This is a genomic window from Streptomyces sp. SCPE 10 (assembly GCF_051980735.1).
In the GTDB taxonomy this organism is placed as follows: domain Bacteria; phylum Actinomycetota; class Actinomycetes; order Streptomycetales; family Streptomycetaceae; genus Streptomyces; species Streptomyces misionensis.
In genome coordinates, this window is record NZ_CP197069.1 from 5,549,032 (window position 1) to 5,568,273 (window position 19,242).

General features: G+C 74.1%; 13 protein-coding genes. 10 read left to right on the plus strand and 3 right to left on the minus strand.

Features of this window, described 5'->3' with window-relative positions; translation table 11 throughout:
- Positions 1–38: 38 nt before the first annotated feature.
- The 9 genes from rimP (at position 39) to ACSP97_RS25840 (ending at position 12,009) form a co-directional block, all read left to right on the plus strand.
- Positions 39–548 carry a ribosome maturation factor RimP gene (gene rimP, locus ACSP97_RS25800; protein WP_180329165.1) on the plus strand — a complete coding sequence of 170 codons (510 nt, stop codon included), beginning with the start codon at positions 39–41 and terminating at the stop codon, positions 546–548.
- 2 nt (positions 549–550) lie between these two features.
- Entirely contained in the window at positions 551–1,537 is a 987-nt protein-coding gene (gene nusA, locus ACSP97_RS25805) for a transcription termination factor NusA (RefSeq protein ID WP_355152419.1), read from the plus strand.
- Positions 1,538–1,673: 136 nt separating this feature from the next.
- Positions 1,674–1,970, plus strand: coding sequence for a YlxR family protein (locus ACSP97_RS25810; RefSeq protein WP_355152420.1), 297 nt, complete (start codon positions 1,674–1,676; stop codon positions 1,968–1,970).
- A 144-nt stretch (positions 1,971–2,114) separates the two neighbouring features.
- A complete protein-coding gene (infB, locus tag ACSP97_RS25815; RefSeq protein ID WP_355152421.1) occupies positions 2,115–5,126 on the plus strand; it encodes a translation initiation factor IF-2 in 3,012 nt (1,003 codons plus the stop codon).
- Positions 5,127–5,350: 224 nt separating this feature from the next.
- Positions 5,351–5,644 (plus strand): DUF503 domain-containing protein, encoded by a 294-nt coding sequence (locus tag ACSP97_RS25820; RefSeq protein WP_355152423.1) that lies wholly within the window; start codon positions 5,351–5,353, stop codon positions 5,642–5,644.
- A 67-nt stretch (positions 5,645–5,711) separates the two neighbouring features.
- Positions 5,712–6,164: a 30S ribosome-binding factor RbfA gene (rbfA, locus tag ACSP97_RS25825; RefSeq protein WP_355152425.1), complete on the plus strand. Its 453-nt coding sequence runs from the start codon at positions 5,712–5,714 to the stop codon at positions 6,162–6,164.
- A complete protein-coding gene (gene truB / locus ACSP97_RS25830; protein WP_355325164.1) occupies positions 6,161–7,066 on the plus strand; it encodes a tRNA pseudouridine(55) synthase TruB in 906 nt (301 codons plus the stop codon). Before rbfA ends, truB begins: the two co-directional genes overlap by 4 nt.
- A gap of 492 nt (positions 7,067–7,558) precedes the next feature.
- Complete coding sequence (locus ACSP97_RS25835) at positions 7,559–10,921, plus strand: trypsin-like peptidase domain-containing protein (RefSeq protein ID WP_440558478.1); 3,363 nt, start codon at positions 7,559–7,561, stop codon at positions 10,919–10,921.
- Between the two features lie 140 nt (positions 10,922–11,061).
- Positions 11,062–12,009 carry a bifunctional riboflavin kinase/FAD synthetase gene (locus ACSP97_RS25840; RefSeq protein WP_355152430.1) on the plus strand — a complete coding sequence of 316 codons (948 nt, stop codon included), beginning with the start codon at positions 11,062–11,064 and terminating at the stop codon, positions 12,007–12,009.
- Between the two features lie 105 nt (positions 12,010–12,114).
- Here the strand turns inward: ACSP97_RS25840 and ACSP97_RS25845 are convergent, their stop codons facing one another.
- The 3 genes from ACSP97_RS25845 to eccE form a co-directional block, all read right to left on the minus strand.
- Positions 12,115–15,084: an SCO5717 family growth-regulating ATPase gene (locus ACSP97_RS25845; RefSeq protein WP_440554462.1), complete on the minus strand. Its 2,970-nt coding sequence runs from the start codon at positions 15,082–15,084 to the stop codon at positions 12,115–12,117.
- Positions 15,085–15,394: 310 nt separating this feature from the next.
- Positions 15,395–16,171 carry a hypothetical protein gene (locus ACSP97_RS25850; RefSeq protein ID WP_358296678.1) on the minus strand — a complete coding sequence of 259 codons (777 nt, stop codon included), beginning with the start codon at positions 16,169–16,171 and terminating at the stop codon, positions 15,395–15,397.
- Between the two features lie 2 nt (positions 16,172–16,173).
- The gene (gene eccE / locus ACSP97_RS25855; protein WP_355152435.1) at positions 16,174–17,346 is read right to left on the minus strand and encodes a type VII secretion protein EccE; all 1,173 of its coding nucleotides are present in this window, start codon (positions 17,344–17,346) and stop codon (positions 16,174–16,176) included.
- Between the two features lie 362 nt (positions 17,347–17,708).
- Here eccE and eccB point away from each other — a divergent pair, with 362 nt between their 5' ends.
- Positions 17,709–19,238 carry a type VII secretion protein EccB gene (gene eccB, locus ACSP97_RS25860; RefSeq protein WP_440554465.1) on the plus strand — a complete coding sequence of 510 codons (1,530 nt, stop codon included), beginning with the start codon at positions 17,709–17,711 and terminating at the stop codon, positions 19,236–19,238.
- The last annotated feature ends 4 nt before the right edge of the window (positions 19,239–19,242 follow it).

The following is a 19,242-nucleotide window of genomic DNA, read 5'->3' on the forward strand; positions in this document are numbered from 1 at the left end:
CATCCCACAACAGCACACGCGGCCGAGGAGTCACCCGGATGAGCACCACCCAGAGCGAGAGGCTGCGAGAGCTGCTCGAACCGCTCGTCACCTCCCAGGGGCTGGATCTCGAAGAGATCGCCGTCGACTCCGTCGGACGCAAGCGGGTGCTGCGCGTGGTCGTCGACTCCGACTCCGGGGCGGACCTGGACGCGATCGCCGATGTGAGCCGTGCGCTCTCGGCGAAGCTGGACGAGACCAACGCGATGGGTGAGGACGCGTACGACCTGGAGGTCGGAACCCCCGGCGCGGAGCGCCCCCTCACCGAGCACCGGCACTTCGTGCGCGCCACCGACCGGCTCGTGAAGTTCCAGCTGACCGAGGGCGGCGAGCTGGTCGCCCGGATCCTGACCGTGGACGACGAGGGCCTCGACGTCGAGGTGCCCGGCGTCAAGGGCCGCAAGGCCACCCACCGCCGCCTCGCCTTCCCGGAGATCGAAAAGGCGCGCGTGCAGGTCGAGTTCAACCGCAAGGACAAGAAGGACAAGAAGGAAGAGGAGGAGGCGTAGCCGTGGACATCGACATGAGCGCCCTGCGGGGCTTGGTCAGGGAGAAGGAGATCTCCTTCGACCTGCTGGTCGAGGCGATCGAGTCGGCCCTCCTCATCGCCTACCACCGCACCGAGGGAAGCCGCCGACACGCGCGCGTGGAGCTCAACCGGGAGACCGGGCATGTGACCGTGTGGGCGAAGGAGGAGCCCGAGGACCTGGAAGAGGGGCAGGAGCCGCGCGAGTTCGACGACACCCCCTCGGGCTTCGGCCGGATCGCCGCCACCACCGCCAAGCAGGTGATCCTCCAGCGACTGCGCGACGCGGAGGACGACGCGACGCTCGGCGAGTACGCGGGGCGCGAGGGCGACATCGTCACCGGCGTGGTCCAGCAGGGCCGCGACCCGAAGAACGTGCTGGTCGACATCGGCAAGCTGGAGGCCATCCTGCCGGTGCAGGAGCAGGTGCCCGGCGAGACCTACCCGCACGGCCAGCGGCTGCGGTCGTACGTCGTCCGGGTCGCCAAGGGCGTGCGCGGACCGTCCGTGACCCTCTCCCGCACCCACCCCAACCTGGTGAAGAAGCTCTTCGCCCTGGAGGTGCCGGAGATCGCCGACGGCTCGGTGGAGATCGCGGCCATCGCCCGCGAGGCCGGCCACCGCACCAAGATCGCCGTCCGCTCCACCCGCTCGGGCCTGAACGCCAAGGGCGCCTGCATCGGCCCGATGGGCGGCCGGGTGCGCAATGTGATGGGCGAGCTGAACGGCGAGAAGATCGACATCGTCGACTGGTCGGACGACCCGGCCGAGATGGTGGCGAACGCCCTGTCACCCGCTCGGGTGAGCAAGGTCGAGGTCGTCGACCTGGCCGCCCGCTCCGCCCGGGTGACCGTGCCGGACTACCAGCTGTCGCTGGCGATCGGCAAGGAGGGCCAGAACGCCCGCCTCGCCGCCCGGCTCACCGGCTGGCGCATCGACATCCGGCCCGACACCGAGCAGGCGGCGGAGTAGGGCCCCGGACACCGGGCGGCGGCCGAAGTCGCCGCCGGGGAATAGATCCAGGCCGTGTGGGGCTTGGATTATGGACAACAGCCGTTCGATCTTTGCCCCGAAGGGGTGAGGTCGGTGCGGGGAGGTAGACTTAGCCGTGTCTGGCCGGACGCACGCCGGAGCATGCCCTGAACGCACCTGTGTGGGGTGCCGGGAGCGGGCGGCCAAGAACGATCTCCTGCGGATCGTGCGGAGCGAGGACGCATGCGTCCCCGATCCTCGCGGTACGCTGCCCGGCCGGGGTGCGTATCTGCACCCCGCCCTGGTCTGTCTCGACCAGGCGGTACGCCGCCGGGCGTTGCCGCGGGCACTGCGCGCCCCGGGAGCGCTCGACACAAAGGCGTTGCGCCGACACGTCGAGCAGGCAACAGTTGCCGAGCAGGCAACGACGTAAGACATGCCGTACGGAACACCGTTCGGTTTGGTACCTCGCGAGTCGAAAGCAGGTCGAGATTGCGATGAGCACTCGATGAGTACGCGATGAGTACGCCCATGAACTAGCGACGGTCCGGCTTCACCCGGACCTCAAAGGAGCGAAGTGGCTAAGGTCCGGGTCTACGAACTCGCCAAGGAGTTCGGTGTCGAGAGCAAGGTCGTCATGGCCAAGCTCCAGGAACTCGGTGAATTCGTCCGTTCGGCGTCTTCGACCATCGAAGCGCCGGTTGTACGCAAGCTGACCGACGCCTTCCAGGGTGGCAATGGCAAGTCCGCCAAGCCCGCCCCGCGCAAGGCTTCCCCCAAGCCCGCCGCGCCCTCTCCGGCGCAGGCGGCCCGTCCGGCTGCTCCGAGGCCGGCGGCTCCCAAGCCCGCGACGCCCGCCGCGCAGCAGCCGGCGGCCCCGTCGGCGCCCGCGCCGGCCCCGGGCCCGCGTCCCGTTCCGGGTCCGAAGCCCGCGCCGCGCCCGGCCCCGGCCGCCCCGGAGTTCACCGCTCCGCCGGCCCCGGCCGCCCAGACCCCGCAGGCCCCGGCCGCGCAGGGTCCGCGTCCCGGCGCCCGTCCCGGTGCCCCCAAGCCCGGCGCCCGCCCCGGCGGTCCCGGTCAGGGCCAGGGCCGTTCCGGCCAGGGCGCGCCGCGTCCCGGTGGCCAGGCCCCGCGTCCGGGTGCCCGTCCGTCCGGTCCGCGCCCGGGCAACAACCCCTTCACCTCCGGCGGCTCCACCGGCATGGCGCGCCCGCAGGCGCCCCGTCCGCAGGGTGGTCCGCGTCCCGGCGGCGCCCCCGGCGCCGGCCCCCGTCCGCAGGCGCCCGGCGCCCAGGGCGGCGGTCCGCGTCCGCAGGCTCCCGGCGGTCCGCGTCCGACTCCGGGCTCGATGCCCCGTCCGCAGGGCGGTCCCCGTCCCGGCGGCCCGCGTCCGAACCCCGGCATGATGCCGCAGCGTCCCGCTGCCGGCCCGCGTCCCGGCCCCGGCGGCCGTGGTCCGGCCGGTGCCGGTCGTCCCGGTGGCGGCGGCGGTGGCCGTCCCGGCTTCGCCGGTCGTCCCGGTGGTGGCGGCGGCGGTGCCCGTCCGGGTGGCGGCGGCGGTTTCGCCGGTCGTCCCGGTGGCGGTGGCTTCGGCGGCGGCCCCGGTGGCGGCGGTCGTCCCGGCTTCGGCGGCCGTCCCGGCGGTCCCGGTGGCCGTGGTGGCACGCAGGGCGCCTTCGGCCGTCCCGGCGGTCCCGCGCGTCGCGGTCGCAAGTCGAAGCGGCAGCGTCGCCAGGAGTACGAGGCCATGCAGGCCCCGAGCGTCGGCGGCGTGATGCTGCCGCGCGGCAACGGCGAGACCATCCGTCTCTCCCGCGGCGCGTCGCTCACCGACTTCGCGGAGAAGATCAACGCCAACCCGGCGTCCCTCGTCGCGGTCATGATGAACCTCGGCGAGATGGTCACGGCCACGCAGTCCGTCTCCGACGAGACGCTGCAGCTCCTGGCCGACGAGATGAACTACAACGTCCAGATCGTCAGCCCCGAGGAGGAGGACCGCGAGCTGCTCGAGTCCTTCGACCTGGAGTTCGGCGAGGACGAGGGCACCGAGGAGGACCTGGTCGTCCGTCCGCCGGTCGTGACCGTCATGGGTCACGTCGACCACGGTAAGACCCGACTGCTCGACGCCATCCGCAAGACGAACGTCATCGCGGGCGAGGCCGGCGGCATCACCCAGCACATCGGTGCCTACCAGGTCGCGACCGAGGTCAACGGCGAGGACCGCGCGATCACCTTCATCGACACCCCGGGTCACGAGGCGTTCACCGCCATGCGTGCCCGCGGTGCGAAGTCGACGGACATCGCGATCCTGGTCGTCGCGGCCAACGACGGCGTCATGCCGCAGACGGTCGAGGCGCTCAACCACGCCAAGGCGGCCGACGTGCCGATCGTGGTCGCGGTCAACAAGATCGACGTCGAGGGCGCGGACCCGACCAAGGTGCGCGGTCAGCTGACCGAGTACGGCCTGGTGGCCGAGGAGTACGGCGGCGACACGATGTTCGTCGACATCTCCGCCAAGCAGGGTCTGCACATCGACTCGCTGCTGGAGGCCGTGATCCTCACGGCCGACGCCTCGCTCGACCTGCGGGCCAACCCGCACCAGGACGCGCAGGGCATCTCGATCGAGTCCCGCCTGGACCGCGGCCGCGGTGCGGTCGCCACGGTCCTGGTGCAGCGAGGCACGCTGCGGGTCGGCGACACCATGGTGGTCGGCGACGCGTACGGCCGTGTCCGCGCGATGCTGGACGACAGCGGCAACAACGTGGCCGAGGCGGGCCCGTCGACGCCGGTCCAGGTCCTGGGCCTGACCAACGTCCCGGGTGCCGGCGACAACTTCATCGTGGTGGACGAGGACCGTACGGCCCGTCAGATCGCGGAGAAGCGCGCCGCCCGCGAGCGCAACGCGGCCTTCGCCAAGCGCACGCGCCGTGTGTCCCTCGAGGACCTGGACAAGGTGCTGAAGGCCGGCGAGGTCCAGCAGCTGAACCTGATCATCAAGGGTGACGCTTCCGGTTCGGTCGAGGCCCTCGAGTCCTCGCTGCTCCAGCTGGACGTCGGCGAAGAGGTCGACATCCGCGTCCTGCACCGCGGCGTCGGTGCGGTCACGGAGTCCGACATCGACCTGGCCATGGGCTCCGACGCCATCGTCATCGGCTTCAACGTCCGTGCGGCCGGCCGTGCCGCGCAGATGGCCGAGCGCGAGGGCGTGGACGTCCGGTACTACTCGGTCATCTACCAGGCGATCGAGGAGATCGAGGCGGCCCTCAAGGGCATGCTCAAGCCGGAGTACGAAGAGGTCGAGCTCGGTACGGCGGAGATCCGCGAGGTCTTCAAGTCGTCCAAGCTGGGCAACATCGCCGGTGTCCTCATCCGGTCCGGCGAGGTCCGCCGCAACACCAAGGCCCGGCTCATCCGGGACGGCAAGGTGGTCGCGGAGAACCTCACCATCGAGGGCCTGCGTCGCTTCAAGGACGACGTCACCGAGATCCGCGAAGGGTTCGAGGGCGGTATCAACCTCGGCAACTTCAACGACATCAAGGTCGACGACGTCATCGCGACGTACGAGATGCGCGAGAAGCCGCGGGCGTAACAGCCACCGGTTGCCGCTGGCCGACGGGACCTTCCGGTCCCGTCGGCCAGCGCGCCGTTGCGGGCCATGTCAGGGCCCCGGGCGGGGCCCGGAGCAGCCGGCCGCCCGCCCGCGCCGAAACCCTGTCGAGCCACCGGCGGGTACGCGGTACCGTTTCTTGATGTCCCCGGCCACCCGGCCCAGGGGCCATCGATCCCGTACCGGCGGGTGAACCGGCAACACACATGTACGTGGGGACTCTGTCCTTCGACCTCCTCCTCGGCGACGTCCACTCGCTGAAGGAAAAGCGTTCCGTCGTCCGCCCGATCGTGGCCGAACTCCAGCGGAAGTACGCGGTGAGCGCGGCGGAGGTGGACCACATGGACCTCCACCGACGGGCGATCATCGGCCTCGCCGTGGTCTCCGGAGACGCGGCGCACCTCACCGACGTACTGGACCGGTGCGAACGGCTGGTCGCCGCCCGCCCCGAGGTGGAGCTGCTGTCCGTACGCCGCCGCTTCCACGGCGACGACGACTGACCCGGACCGCGGATCGAAGACCACGGATCGAAGACCAAGGAATCAGGAAAGAACGGGAGCTGGACCAGTGGCCGACAACGCGCGGGCGAAAAGGCTGGCGGACCTCATCCGAGAGGTGGTGGCCCAGAAGCTGCAGCGCGGGATCAAGGACCCGCGGCTCGGCTCGCACGTCACCATCACGGACACCCGGGTCACGGGTGACCTGCGGGAGGCGACCGTCTTCTACACGGTGTACGGGGACGACGAGGAGCGGAAGGCCGCCGCGGCGGGCCTGGAGAGCGCCAAGGGCATCCTGCGCTCCGAGGTGGGCCGTGCGGCCGGCGTGAAGTTCACGCCGACCCTGACCTTCGTCGCGGATGCCCTGCCGGACACCGCCCGGACCATCGAGGACCTTCTCGACAAGGCCCGGCAGTCCGACGCCAAGGTGCGCGAGACGTCCGCGGGCGCCAGCTACGCGGGCGGCGCGGACCCCTACCGCAAGCCGGCGGACGACGAGACGGACGGCGACGCCGCGGAATGACCCAGAAGCACACCACGCCCGACGGCCTTGTCATCGTCGACAAGCCGTCGGGCTTCACTTCGCACGACGTGGTCGCCAAGATGCGCGGGATCGCCCGGACCCGCCGGGTCGGCCACGCGGGCACCCTCGACCCCATGGCGACCGGCGTCCTGGTCCTCGGCGTCGAGCGGGCCACCAAGCTCCTCGGGCACCTCGCGCTGACCGAGAAGGAGTACCTGGGCACCGTACGCCTGGGCCAGAACACCCTCACCGACGACGCCGAGGGCGAGATCACCTCGTCCACCGACGCCTCCAAGGTGACCCGGGCGGCCATCGACGCCGGCATCGCCAAGCTGACCGGCGACATCATGCAGGTGCCGTCCAAGGTCAGCGCCATCAAGATCGACGGCGTCCGGTCCTACAAGCGGGCCCGGGAGGGCGAGGACTTCGAGATCCCGGCCCGGCCCGTGACCGTCTCCTCCTTCACGGTGTACGACATCCGGGACGCGGTCGCCGAGGACGGCACCGCCGTACTGGACCTGGTCGTCTCCGTCGTCTGCTCCTCTGGCACCTACATCCGCGCCCTCGCCCGAGACCTGGGCGCCGACCTGGGCGTCGGCGGCCATCTGACGGCGCTGCGCCGCACGCGCGTGGGGCCGTACAAGCTGGACGCGGCCAAGACGCTGGACCAGCTCCAGCAGGAGCTGACCGTGATGCCGATCGCGGAGGCCGCCACGGCCGCCTTCCCGCGCTGGGAGGTGGACACCCGTCGCGCCCGGCTGCTGCTGAACGGGGTCCGCCTGGACATGCCCGACGAGTACGCGGACGCCGGTCCCGTCGCCGTGTTCGACCCCGAGGGCCGCTTCCTGGCGCTCGTGGAACTGCACAAGGGCAAGGCCAAGAGCCTCGCCGTCTTCGGCTGAGCCGGAGCACTCGCCCGTGGAGCGGCGGCCGGGCACGGGGTGCCTGCCCCCTGCCGCCGCCCCACGGTTCCCCCTCCCCCCACTCCTAGGGATATCCAGCCGCCCCCGCGTATTCACCCGAGCGGCCGGGCGCTCGGAGTGAACCGGGGGAGCGGAAGGGGGCGCGTTCCGCGTCCGCCCCGCCTCGACGATCATCGCGTGCCTACCGTCGGCACAGGCACGGGGCACGGGCGGGGAGGCACGACCATGACGACACGAATCCCGCGATCCGACAGCGCCCGCGACGAGCCGGCGCACGGCACGGGCGGCACGGTGAGCAGGGCGGAACCGCGTGACACGGAGCGGACGGCCCGGCACGGGCGGGCACACGCGCCGGACGCGACGGACGCGGCCCGGGACGGGCGGGCCTTCGCCCCCCAGGGCGGGGACACGGCCGACGGCAGGGACCCGGCACCCGGCTCGCGCGAGTCCTCGTACCGCGCGACCGGCGGCATGGACCCGGACTGGGGCCCGCGGACGGCACCAGGGGCCGTCGTCCGCTCGCACACCCCCCTCCCGGCCGTCCCCACCACCGGGGCCGACCCCCTCGTCCGCATCCACGACCCCGCCGGCCGCCCCCGCGGCCTCGGTTTCCTCGCCGACCACCACGGCACCCTGCTCACCAGCCACGAGGCCGTGGCCGGCCTCGACCGGCTGGTGCTGCGCGCCGGGGACCGCACCCAGGTGGTCGGCGCCGACGCCGTGACCGAGCTGCCCGAGCGCGGCCTGGCCCTGGTGCGCACCGAGGGCCTGGGCGCGCCCCCGCTGCCGCTGGCCGCGCGGGAGGAGACCGGGGCCGGGACGTACGTGCGGATCGCGGCCGGCTGCTGGCGGGAGGCCCGGGTGCTGGCCGCCGCCGAGGTGTCGTACGGCCGCCACCTCATGACCGCGCTGGAACTGGCCATCGGCACGGCGGGCCGGGACGCGCTGCGCGCCGGCGGCGGGGCGGCCGGGGGACCGGTGCTGGACACCCGTACCGGCGCCGTCCTCGGAGTGGTCGGCACCGCACTGCACGCCCCGCACCGCGACGCCTGCTTCGCGGTGCCGCCGCACCCCGCCGACGGCCCCCTCGCCGAGCTGCTCGCCCGCAACGCGGCCACCGTGCCCGCCTACGGCGCCGACCTCAACCTGGCCGGTGTCCTGGAGCTGACCGCCACCTCGGTGGGCCAGGACGGCCCGCCCGGACCCGTCGTGGAGCCCGTCGAACGCGCCGACCTGGCACGACGGCTGGACGGCTTCGCCGAGGACGAGCACCCCGTGCTCGGGCTGGTCGGCGCCCCGGGCAGCGGCCGGACCACGGAGCTGGCGGCGTTCGCCGCCCGCCGCGCCCGGGGCGAGCGGCCCGCCCCCACCCTCTGGCTGCGCGGCGCCGACCTGGCGGAGACCGACGCCTCGGTGGCCGACGCCGCCCGCCGCGCCCTGGAGCGCGCCGCCCGCATCATCGCCGCCGCCCGTCGCCTCGACCTCGCGGACGTTACCCCCGAGCAGGTGGCCCGTCTCGCCGCCCGCGCGGGCCGCCCGCTGCTGCTCCTGCTCGACGGCCCTGAGGAGATGCCCTGCGCGCCCGCCGACCGGCTGCGCGAGTGGACCGACGGCACGACCGCGTGGCTCCGGGCGGTCGGCGCCCGGCTGGTGGTGGCCTGCCGCGAGGAGTACTGGGAGCAGGCGGTCCCCGGGTCGCCGCCGTCCGTGCGCGTGGGCGACCTCGACGCCGGGGAGGCCCGCCGGGCGCGGGCCCGGTACGGCATCCCCGAGAGCCTGCCCGCGCGGCGGGACGCCCGGCACCCGCTCACCCTGCGCCTGCTGTCCGAGGTGTGGGCCGCGCTCCCGACGGCGCCGCCGCCCGCCGGACCCGTGGACCGGCACCAGGTGTTCGCGGCCCACCTCGACCTGGTGTGCCTGCGCGTCGCGGTGCGGCTCGCCGCCGAGCGGGGGCTGCGCGGCACCGCCGTACGACGGCTCGCCGCACGGGTCGCCGGCCAGGTGCACGAGGCCGCCCGGCGGAGCATCGGGCCGGGGCAGCTGGACCGGGCGGCCTTCGAGGCGGTGTTCCCCTGGGGACCGGCCCCCGCCCGGCTCGGCGGCGGCACCGGCTGGGCCTCCGCCGTGCTCGCCGAGGGCCTGCTGGTGCCGGCCGGCCGAGGCTACCGCTTCGCCCACGAGGAACTGGCCGACTGGCTCCAGGGCATGCACCTCGACCTGGACGAGGCCCTGCACACCTTGGTGCACCGCGCCCGCGACGCGCGGACCGGCCCGGGGGACGCGCCGCCCGTGCCGCACCACCGCGTGGGACCCGTGGCGCAGGCCCTGCTGCACCTGGGCCACCGCCAAGGCGAACGCCAACTCGCCTTCCGGCTGCGCGAGTTGGTGGACGCCCTGGATCTGGACACCGGCTCCTGGTGGGCCGCCCGGCTGCTCGCCGGGACCCTGCTCCAGGTACCGGACGCGACGCCGTACACCGAGGTGCTGCGACTGCTCGCCGAGCGGCTGGTGGCCTGGCGGGCGGAACGGCGGCCGGTGCCGGGCGAGTTCGGCCCGGCGTTCTGGACCGCCCTGCCGCTGTCCGGCGCCGAACGCCTGGACCTGCTGCGCCGGCTCGTCCTCGCCGACCAGGCGCCGCCCGCGCCCGGCGAGCGCTACCTCGACGCCGTGGCCCGGCTGCTCGCCGCCGACCCGCGTGCCGTACAGCCGCAGCTGGTCCGCTGGTTCACGGACGAACGGCCGCTGCCCGCGACCCCGCACGCCACCGTGGCGACCGCCGCGCAGGCCCTGCTGCACACCCATCGGCACGCCGCCCTGGACGAGCTGACCGAGGTGCTGGCGGGCGGCGGTCACCCGCGCGCCGAGGAACTGCTGGCCGTGCTCGCGGAGGAGGAGCCGTCCGCGCTCTGCCGGGCCGTGGACCGCTGGGCACGCGAGGACACACCCGCCCGGCACACGGCCGCGGCGACCCTCGGGCTGCGCGCCGCCCCGCACGTGCGCGGCGCCGCCGACCGGGAACTGCTCTGCCGCGCCGCCCGCACCCTGCTCGCCCGCCCCGCCGACCCCGCCCTGCACGGCGCCGCCCACGCCCTCCTGGCCGGCGACCCGGGCACCCGCGAACGGCATCTGACCGAGGCACTGCGCCACTTCGCCGACGGCGACCCGCTCATCCCCCCGACCGCCCTGTTGCCCGCCCTGACCACACATCCGGAACCGGTCCTGGAGGCCTTCCGGACCCGGCTGCGCGGCCCGCACCGGGAGGCGACCCGGTGCCTGCGGCGCCTGCTCGCCGACGCCACCACCCCGGCCCTCGCCCGCCGCGCGGCCACCCTGCTGCGCGAGGCGGTGCGGCCGCACCCGGAGACCGCCGGCCGCGTCGCCGCCGCCGTCGACCGCAGGCTGGCCCGGGTCCCCACCCACCCGGCGCTGTTCCCCCTGGTCACCGGCCTGCTCAAGGACGGCCCCGAGCCACTGCGGGCCGCCCTCGCCACCGTCCTCACCGCCCCCGGCTCACCGCGCCGCGAACTCCTGCAGTTCCTGCTCGACCGCGAGCGGGAGCCGTCCGTCCTCGATGCCGTCCTGCACGCGGCGGCGGGCGGCGAAGGCCACGCGGAACGCGGCCTGGTCCACCGCACCGGACTGCTCCTCGGCCGCACCCCGGAGGGCGCCACCCGCTTCGACCGCGCCCTGGTCGACCTGGGCCGGCACGTCCCCGGCTTCGCCGCCCGGATGACCCACTGGCTCGCCGACGCCCCGGACGACTGGGCCGCCGTCGTGGGCCCCGGCACCCGCCGCACCCTGGAGAACCTGGCGGGCGCCCGGGTACCGGCCTGAGACGGCTCCCACGCCGCTCAGAGCGACGTGCGCCAGGTCACAGCACACCTACCGATGCGGGCCCCGCGCACCCGGCATGGCACCCTTAGACCTGCACAAGAGTCAAGGTGGACACGGACACGGGTCGAGGAGCGGTCACAGTGCAGCGCTGGCGTGGCTTGGAGGACATCCCCGAGGACTGGGGGCGCAGCGTCGTCACCATCGGTTCCTACGACGGTGTCCACCGCGGCCACCAGCTGATCATCAAGCACGCCGTCGACCGCGCCCGGGAACTGGGCGTCCCGGCCGTCGTCGTCACCTTCGACCCGCACCCCAGCGAGGTCGTGCGCCCCGGCAGCCACCCGCCGCTGCTCGCCGCGCACCACCGCCGCTGCGAGCTGATGGCCGGGCTGGGCGTCGACGCGGTGCTGATCCTCCCCTTCACCACCGAGTTCTCCAAGCTGTCGCCCGCCGACTTCGTGGTGAAGGTCCTGGTGGACAAGCTGCACGCCAAGGCGGTCGTGGAGGGACCGAACTTCCGCTTCGGCCACAAGGCCGCGGGCAACGTGGAGTTCCTCGCCGAACAGGGCAAGGTCTACGACTTCGAGGTCGAGGTCGTCGACCTGTACGTGTCCGGCACGGCGGGCGGCGGACAGCCGTTCTCCTCGACCCTCACCCGGCGCCTGATCGCCCAGGGCGACGTCGAGGGCGCCCGGGAGATCCTGGGCCGCCCGCACCGGGTGGAGGGCGTCGTCGTACGCGGCGCCCAGCGCGGCCGTGAGCTGGGCTTCCCCACGGCCAACGTGGAGACGCTGCCGCACACCGCCGTCCCCGCCGACGGCGTGTACGCCGGCTATCTGCACGCCCAGGGCGAGGTCATGCCGGCCGCCATCTCGGTGGGCACCAACCCGCAGTTCGACGGCACCGAGCGCACGGTGGAGGCGTACGCCATCGACCGCGTCGGCCTCGACCTGTACGGCCTGCATGTCGCCGTCGACTTCCTCGCCTACGTCCGCGGCCAGGCGAAGTTCGAGTCGCTCGAGGCGCTGCTGGAGCAGATGACGGCGGATGTGTCGCGGTGCCGGGAGATCGTGGCGGCGGAGGGCTGATCCGCGCGATCCGACTGACGACGGCGCGTGTCCCGTGCCGTGGAGACGGCGAAGGGCGGCCGGTGCGAGGAGCACCGGCCGCCCTTGCGTATGCCGTGCGCGGCGCTACTGCTGCGGCGGCTGACCCTGGGGGTACGGCTGGCCCGGGTACGGCGGCCGGCCCTGCTGCGGCGGGTAGGGCGCCTGCTGGGGCGGGTAGGGCTGCTGTCCCTGCGGCGGATAGGGCTGGCCCGGCTGGCCGGGGTACGGCTGACCGGGGACCTGCGGGTACGGCTGACCGGGCGCGGGCTGGCCGGGCATCGGCTGCCCCGGCATCTGCTGGCCCGGCATCGGCGGGGCGGCCACCGGCGGCGGGTTGCCGTCGCTGGTCCACAGCCCGTGCGCCTGCTGGTGCCGCACGAAGTCCTCGGCGATCATCGCGGCGAGGTTGAAGTACGCCTCGCGGGTGCGCGGCCGCATCATGTCGAGGTCCACCTCGGCACCGGCGGCCAGATGCTCGTCGAAGGGCACGACCACGACCCCGCGGGTACGGGTCTCGAAGTGCGCCACGATGTCCTCGACCTTGATCATCTTGCCGGTCTCGCGGACCCCGGAGATCACGGTCAGGGAGCGGGACACCAGGTCCGAGTACCCGTGCGCGGCCAGCCAGTCCAGCGTCGTGCTGGCGCTGGACGCACCGTCCACGGACGGCGTGGAGATGATGATGAGCTGGTCGGCGAGGTCGAGCACGCCGCGCATGGCGCTGTACAGCAGACCGGTGCCCGAGTCGGTCAGGATGATCGGGTACTGGCGGCCGAGCACGTCGATCGCGCGCCGGTAGTCCTCGTCGTTGAACGTGGTGGACACGGCCGGGTCCACGTCGTTGGCGATGATCTCCAGACCGGACGGCGCCTGCGAGGTGAACCGGCGGATGTCCATGTACGAGTTGAGGTACGGGATCGCCTGGACCAGGTCGCGGATGGTGGCCCCGGTCTCCCGGCGCACCCGCCGGCCGAGCGTGCCGGCGTCCGGGTTGGCGTCGATGGCGAGGATCTTGTCCTGCCGCTCGGTGGCCAGGGTGGAGCCGAGCGCGGTGGTCGTGGTGGTCTTGCCCACGCCGCCCTTGAGGCTGATGACCGCGATCCGGTAGCAGGACAGCACCGGCGTGCGGATCAGCTCCAGCTTCCGCTGCCGCTCGGCCTCCTCCTTCTTGCCGCCCAGCTTGAAGCGGGAACCGCCCACCGCGGGCCGGCCGCTCTTCGCCTTCTGCCGCCGGTTGTTCAGCAGCCGGTCCGAGGACAGCTCCACGGCGGCCGTGTAACCCAGCGGCGCGGCGCCGGGGTTGGTGGGCTGCCGCTGGTCGTGCTGGATCGGCTGCGGCCAGGCGGCCCCGGCGCGGGGGTCGACGGGCGGCTGGGGCTGCGGCTGCTGCTCCGGCGACTGCGGGAAGCCGTAACCACCGGGCTGCGCCGGGTTGTCCGACGGGGGGAATCCGTAACCACCCTGCTGCGCGGGCCCGTTGGGGGCATGAGGCGCGCTGGGCTGCGGGAACCCGTAACCGGCGGCCGGGGAAGGGGCGTTGGGCGCCGGCGGCTGGGCCTGGGGCTGCGGGAAGCCGTAGGCACCGGCGGGACCGGCCTGCGGGCCGCTCTGGGGGCCCGGCTGGGCGGGGGGCGGGGGAGGGGGCATGCCGGGCTGGTACGGCTGAGGGGGCACACCCGGCTGTCCTGGTTGGCCCGGCTGACCCGGCTGCCCAGGCTGGTTCCAGGCGGCGGGTGCGGGCTGCGGCGCCTGCGGCTGGAACGGCGGCTGCTGGCCCTGCGCCGGGGCGGGCTGCTGGGGCCCGGGCTGCTGCGGGGCGGGCGGCTGGGGCTGGGGCATGGGCTGCTGCGGTCCGGCCTGCTGCGGCATCGGCTGCTGCGTGGGCCACTGGGCCGCGGGCGCCGGGGCGGCGGGCTGGTACGACGGCGGCAGCGGCGGCACACCGCTCTGCGGCGCGGGCGGCGGCGTCCACGCGGGCGGGAAGCCCTGCGGTGCCGGGGCGGGCGCAGCGGGCTGGGCGGCGGCGTCCTGAGGCACGGTGCCGTTCGCGGGTACGGCGTCCTGGGGGGTGGTGCCGTTCGCCGGTACGGCGTCCCGCGGTGCCGCCTCCTCGCCGGGCCCGGCTTCCGCGGTGGCCTCCTCCCGGCCGGAACCGTCGTCGTCAGCGTCCTCCGGCGCGCCGTCCGCGGCGTCGGAGACATCGGTACCCGCGGCGCCGCCGTCCGTCTGCGCGCCCTCGGCCGGGGAGCCCTCCTCCTCGGTCGCGTCCTCCGTGACGGCCGCGTCCACGGCCTCTTCCGCGCCGGGCTCGGACTCGGACTCGGCCCCGTCACCGGACTGCGAACCGGAACCGGACCCGGAGTCGGAAACGGAATCGGACGGGGAACCCGAATCGGACGGGGAGTCGGACCGGGAACCGGCACCCGACCGGGCCTCGGACTCCGCGGCGGCCTTCTGCATGGCGGCGGCCTGCTCGGCGAGCTCGGCCATCTCCCGCTTCAGGGCGACGGCGGAGAACCGCATGGTGGCCCCGCTCTCCAGATCCCCGTTGCCGGTCTCGGGCTCGACGGCGGCCGGGGCCTCGGGCTCGGTCCGCGGCTGGGCTTGCGGTGGCTGGGACGGCTGCTGCGGCTGCTGCAACTCGAACCCGTCGGGCAGCCTCGGCATCGGAACGGAACCCTCGGCCGGCGGAGCGAACGGCGTCCCCTGCGGCGGCGTACCGACCGGCGGCGCGGTGGGCGGCGGCGGAGTCGCCCCGGCGTCCGGCGCCGTCGTACCCGGCGACGAGGAGAACGGCGCGACCGCGGCGCTCCCCGGGCCACCGGCCCCGGCCGCACCCTGCTCGGCGAAGCCCCCGGCGCCGCTCACACCGCCCGGGCCCCCGATCGAACCGCCGCCGTCGGAACCCGCGGGGTTGGACGCGTTCTGCGTGTACCAGGCGGGGGGAGCGTAGTCGATGGTGAACTCACCGGTGGTCTCGACGGCCTCCGCGTCGGGCTGGTCATCGCCGGGTGTGGCCCAGCCCCCGCGCATCCCGTCCCGATCGCTGCTCACAGTTCCTCCTGGTGTGGTCGAGCACCCTCATGCCGTGCCGGGGCGACCATGTCGTGTCGTTCGAGTCGTCCGTAGTCGTCAGGGGCAGTCCGCTCCACGGGTCCTGCCATCACGCCCGCTCCCAGCCTAATCACCACGAGCCGCCCCTCGGCAGGCCCGCCCGCCTGTCGGCTTGCGCAACCGGCCGAGAAGGCACGGCGAAGCACCGTGCCCGTCAACCGAGTTGTCGCACGAAACCGGGAGCAAACGGAAGAGGAACGGCGAACGGGAAAGAGGGGGAAGACGAACAAACGGGACGGACAAGGGCAGTTCAGTCCATGCGCCGGGGCGTGCCGAGCAATCCGGTCTCGGCATCGGTGGGCTGGGTCAGCACATACTGCCGATCGCGGTCGGTACACCACAGGGTGACGCCGTCCGGCAGCGCGGGCAGCGTCTCCACCTCGGTGCGCGTCAGGCCCATGGTGCGGCCGAGTTCGGCCGCCTCGTCCGGGGAGACCCGCTGGATGCCGGCGAGCCGCGCCTGCCGCAGCAACCGGGGCGCGACCGGACTGAGATACGGCAGCAGGGTCAGCACCGACTGCCAGGGGCCGGACACCACACGGCCGCGCGGCGGCCGCATGCCGCAGTCCCGCACCACCAGGACCGGCGTACCGGCCGAGGCGCCCTGCGGCGGTACCCGCCCGACGTCGTACACGGACAGGCCGTTCTGCCCGCCGCCCATGGCGTGCACCATCTGCATCCAGGCCTGCGGCCGGCCGGTCTCCACGGCCACCCGCGCGCCGGTGGCCGCCGACCGCAGCGCCAGCACCTGCGCCGTCCACAGACCGCCGATCAGCACCACGTCGTACGGCGTGGGCCGGTTGATGCCCAGCACGGCCGGCTGGCCCTCGGCGTCCACCCCGGCCACCACGCCGTCGTCACCGATGGGCAGGGCGAGGGTGTCCAGCAGGTCGGCGGACAGCGCGTGCCGGCCGTGCCGGGGCCCGAGCAGCCCGAGGCCGTGCCGCAGCCGCTCGCCCAGCCCCCGCACCGCGGGCTCGCTGCCCGCCGTCTGCCGGCTCTTCGACGAGGCCGGCTGGTTCGTCATCGTCACCGCGCACCTCCGAGGGGCAGTGTGGCCAGCATGCCGGGCAGTTGCTCACGGTCGAGACGGGCCAGACCGGCCCCGGCCCCACGGGCCGCCGCCTCCAGCGCGCGCCGCGCAGCGACGAGTTCGTCGTCGCTGCGGCCGGTCACCCGCAGGTGCCCGCACAGCGACACCTCCTGCCGGTCGCCGCGCGCGAGAGTGAGGCTGAAGGTGGTGGCGAGCGCCGGTATCGCCGTCACCCGGGCGACGAACTGCGGCAACGACTCGCCCCGGCCGCCGCCCAGTTGGGGCCAGCGCCGCACCCAGTAGGTGGTGTGCCGCCGGTTGTCGCAGCGCCAGCTGCGGCCGGACTCCTCGGTACGCCGCTCCCGCACCTCGCTGCGCCCCGCCTCCGCCGTGACCAGCGGATTGGCGCACGCCGAGGTGGCGAGCGCGGCGATCAGCTCCTCCTCGTCGAGCACGCGCGCCCTGAAGCCCGCCCCGGTCAGCCGGCTCGCCAGATGGTCCGCGACCCGCACGACGCACTTCTGCGCCCCGAGCAGCCCGCCGCCCCGCGCGGCCACGGCCTCCGCGCAGGCCTCCGGGTCCAGCTTCAGCGCGATCCAGGTGATGCGCACGGCCGGAGCGCCCGTCTGCTCCTGCAAGGGGAGGTAGTTGGCGACGGCCACGGACTGCTGCGGCAGATGCAGCGCCGGCGCCGGCTGTGTGTGCAGCACCGTCTGCGCCGACTCCAGCCGTATCCCGTCCACCTCCAGCGCGTCCCGCACCAGCCCCAGCGGCAGCGGCTGCCGGCTCCGCTCCGCCCGCAACGCCGTCGCGTCCGCCTCCACCTGCAACACGGCGGTGACGAACGTGCCGTCCCCGACGATGCCGACGGGGCGGCGGTCGCGGGGGGCGTAGGAGTAGGTGCGCAGGCTCGGCTCGCACTCGAGGGCGGGCACCAGCGAGGGCTCGGTGCCCGGCGGTATCGGGGTGGTCGCGGCCCGGCGCTGCCGCGCCTTCAACTCCCGCGCGGTGGTGAGCCATTCGGGCAGCGACCGGCCGCGGCGCCGGACGAACGCGAGCGCCACCAGCAGCACGGCGAGGACCGCGGCGGGCACCATGGCGACCGGGCCGACGACCCAGCCGACGACGAGCACGGCCAGCGCGAGTTCCGGCAGCACGAGCCGTTGCATGCGGAATGAGCCGGACAGCGCCGGACGGACGGCCGAAGGCGCCGTGTTCGGGGGCCGCTGTTCCCGGGGCGGCGCCGGCCGCGACCCGGCCGGTTCCGGACCGGCCGCCGAAGGGGCGGCTGCCCGCCCGTGCCCGCGCGTACGAGCCCGCGTCCCGGAAGCCCTCAACTCATCCCCCCATTTTCCTCACAACTCCCAGCAATTCCGCCCCTGGGCAGAGGCCTTGAGAGCCCCGGTACCCTACCTGCTCCACGGAACCGATCGGACACCAGGCATAGTAGGGGCTCGGTCCGACAACGCGGTGCCGGAGACGGTCGTCTCCGACCGGCATCCGGACGGCACACGGGGAGAATCAGGGGCAGATGGCATCTCGGCGGGATCAACTCAACGCCTACACCTTTGCGAAGCGGCGCATGCTCGCGGCGTTCGTCCAGCCCTCCTCCGACGGCTCGGAAGAAGGAGCCCCCAAGCCCCTGCGCGCGATCCTGCCCGGCACCATCGCCGGCGTGGTCGTCCTGGCCGTCTTCGGCGCCTGGGGCATGTTCCGGCCGACCGCGCCGCAGGGCTGGGACACCCCCGGCGAGAAGGTGATCATCGCCAGCAAGTCCACCACCCGGTACGTCGTCCTCAAGACGGACGGCAAGACCGAGCTGCACCCGGTGCTCAACATGGCCTCGGCGAAACTCCTCCTCGCCGACGGCAAGGGCGAGGTGGTCACCGTCGACGAGTCGATCCTCGACAACGGCAAGATCCCGCACGGCGTCACCATCGGCATCCCCTACGCCCCCGACCGGCTGCCCTCCAGCCAGGAGGCCGGCGCCAAGAAGCGCTGGGCCGTCTGCGAACGCCCGAGCGCGGGAGGCGGAGCCATCCAGAAGGCCGCGTTCGTCCTGGCCGCCCGCGACCTGAAGAAGACCGAGAGCCCCAGCGAGAAGCTCGGCGGCGGGGACATCCTGTACGTCGCCGCCCCGGACGGCCGGCGCTACATCGTGGACGCGCACGGCACCGCGTACGAGGTCGACAAGAACGACGAACTGCTGCTGCGCACGCTGGTCGGCGCGAACCGGCAGCCCCAGCGCGTCACCGGCGACTGGCTCGACACCCTGCACAAGGGGGACCGGATCGAGTTTCCGCGGATCGAGGGAACCGCGACCGCGCCCGCCGGTGTCCAGGGCAGCCTGCCGACCGCCGCCAACCGGGTCGGCATGGTGCTGCGGGCCCCCGACGGCGACCGCCAGCAGTACTACATCGTCGAACAGGGCAAGGTCCTGCCCGTCTCGGACTTCACCGCGAAGCTGCTCCTCAACAGCGCGGCCCTCGTCCACCTCGGCCAGGCGGGCAAGGCCCTCGACGTCAGCGCGGGCGCGTTCGTGCCCGGCGCGACCCCCTTCGCGGCCGACCGCAAGTGGCCGAGTCTCACTCCGAAGGTCGTCAACGACGCGGGCTCCGGGAGCGGCAGCCGCGACACCGTCTGCAACGTCCTCGACCACGTCGACCCCGGCCACGGCACCACCACCCTGAGCACCTGGGCGGGCACCGACTTCCCCGCCACGCTGCCCACCGGGTCGTCGAGCGCCTATGTGACCCCCGGGTCCGGCCAGCTCTACCGCCAGTTCCAGGGCACGGACACCAAGGTCGGCGGGGTCTTCCTGGTCACGGACACCGGCCTGCGCTACGCCATGCAGTCCAACGCCGACAGCGACTCCACCGGCACCGAGTACGGCATGACGGACAAGCAGCGCAAGGAGCTGCGGCAGGAGGCCCAACTGGCCCAGACCCGGCTCGGGTACGCGGGCCTGAACCCCGCCCCGATCCCCGCCGCCTGGTCCCTGTTCCTGCCGACGGGGCCCCGCCTGTCGACCACCGCGGCGAGCCAGCCGCAGGGTTCGTAGGAGG

Excerpts from the sequence above, each read along its gene's own strand:
- rimP (WP_180329165.1), top strand. The coding sequence starts at position 39 with ATGAGCACCACCCAGAGCGAGAGGCTGCGAGAGCTGCTCGAACCGCTC.
- ACSP97_RS25820 (WP_355152423.1), top strand. The coding sequence starts at position 5,351 with ATGTACGTGGGGACTCTGTCCTTCGACCTCCTCCTCGGCGACGTCCAC.
- truB (WP_355325164.1), top strand. The coding sequence starts at position 6,161 with ATGACCCAGAAGCACACCACGCCCGACGGCCTTGTCATCGTCGACAAG.
- ACSP97_RS25835 (WP_440558478.1), top strand. The coding sequence starts at position 7,559 with ATGGACCCGGACTGGGGCCCGCGGACGGCACCAGGGGCCGTCGTCCGC.
- ACSP97_RS25850 (WP_358296678.1), bottom strand. The coding sequence starts at position 16,171 with ATGACGAACCAGCCGGCCTCGTCGAAGAGCCGGCAGACGGCGGGCAGC.
- eccE (WP_355152435.1), bottom strand. The coding sequence starts at position 17,346 with ATGCAACGGCTCGTGCTGCCGGAACTCGCGCTGGCCGTGCTCGTCGTC.
- eccB (WP_440554465.1), top strand. The coding sequence starts at position 17,709 with ATGGCATCTCGGCGGGATCAACTCAACGCCTACACCTTTGCGAAGCGG.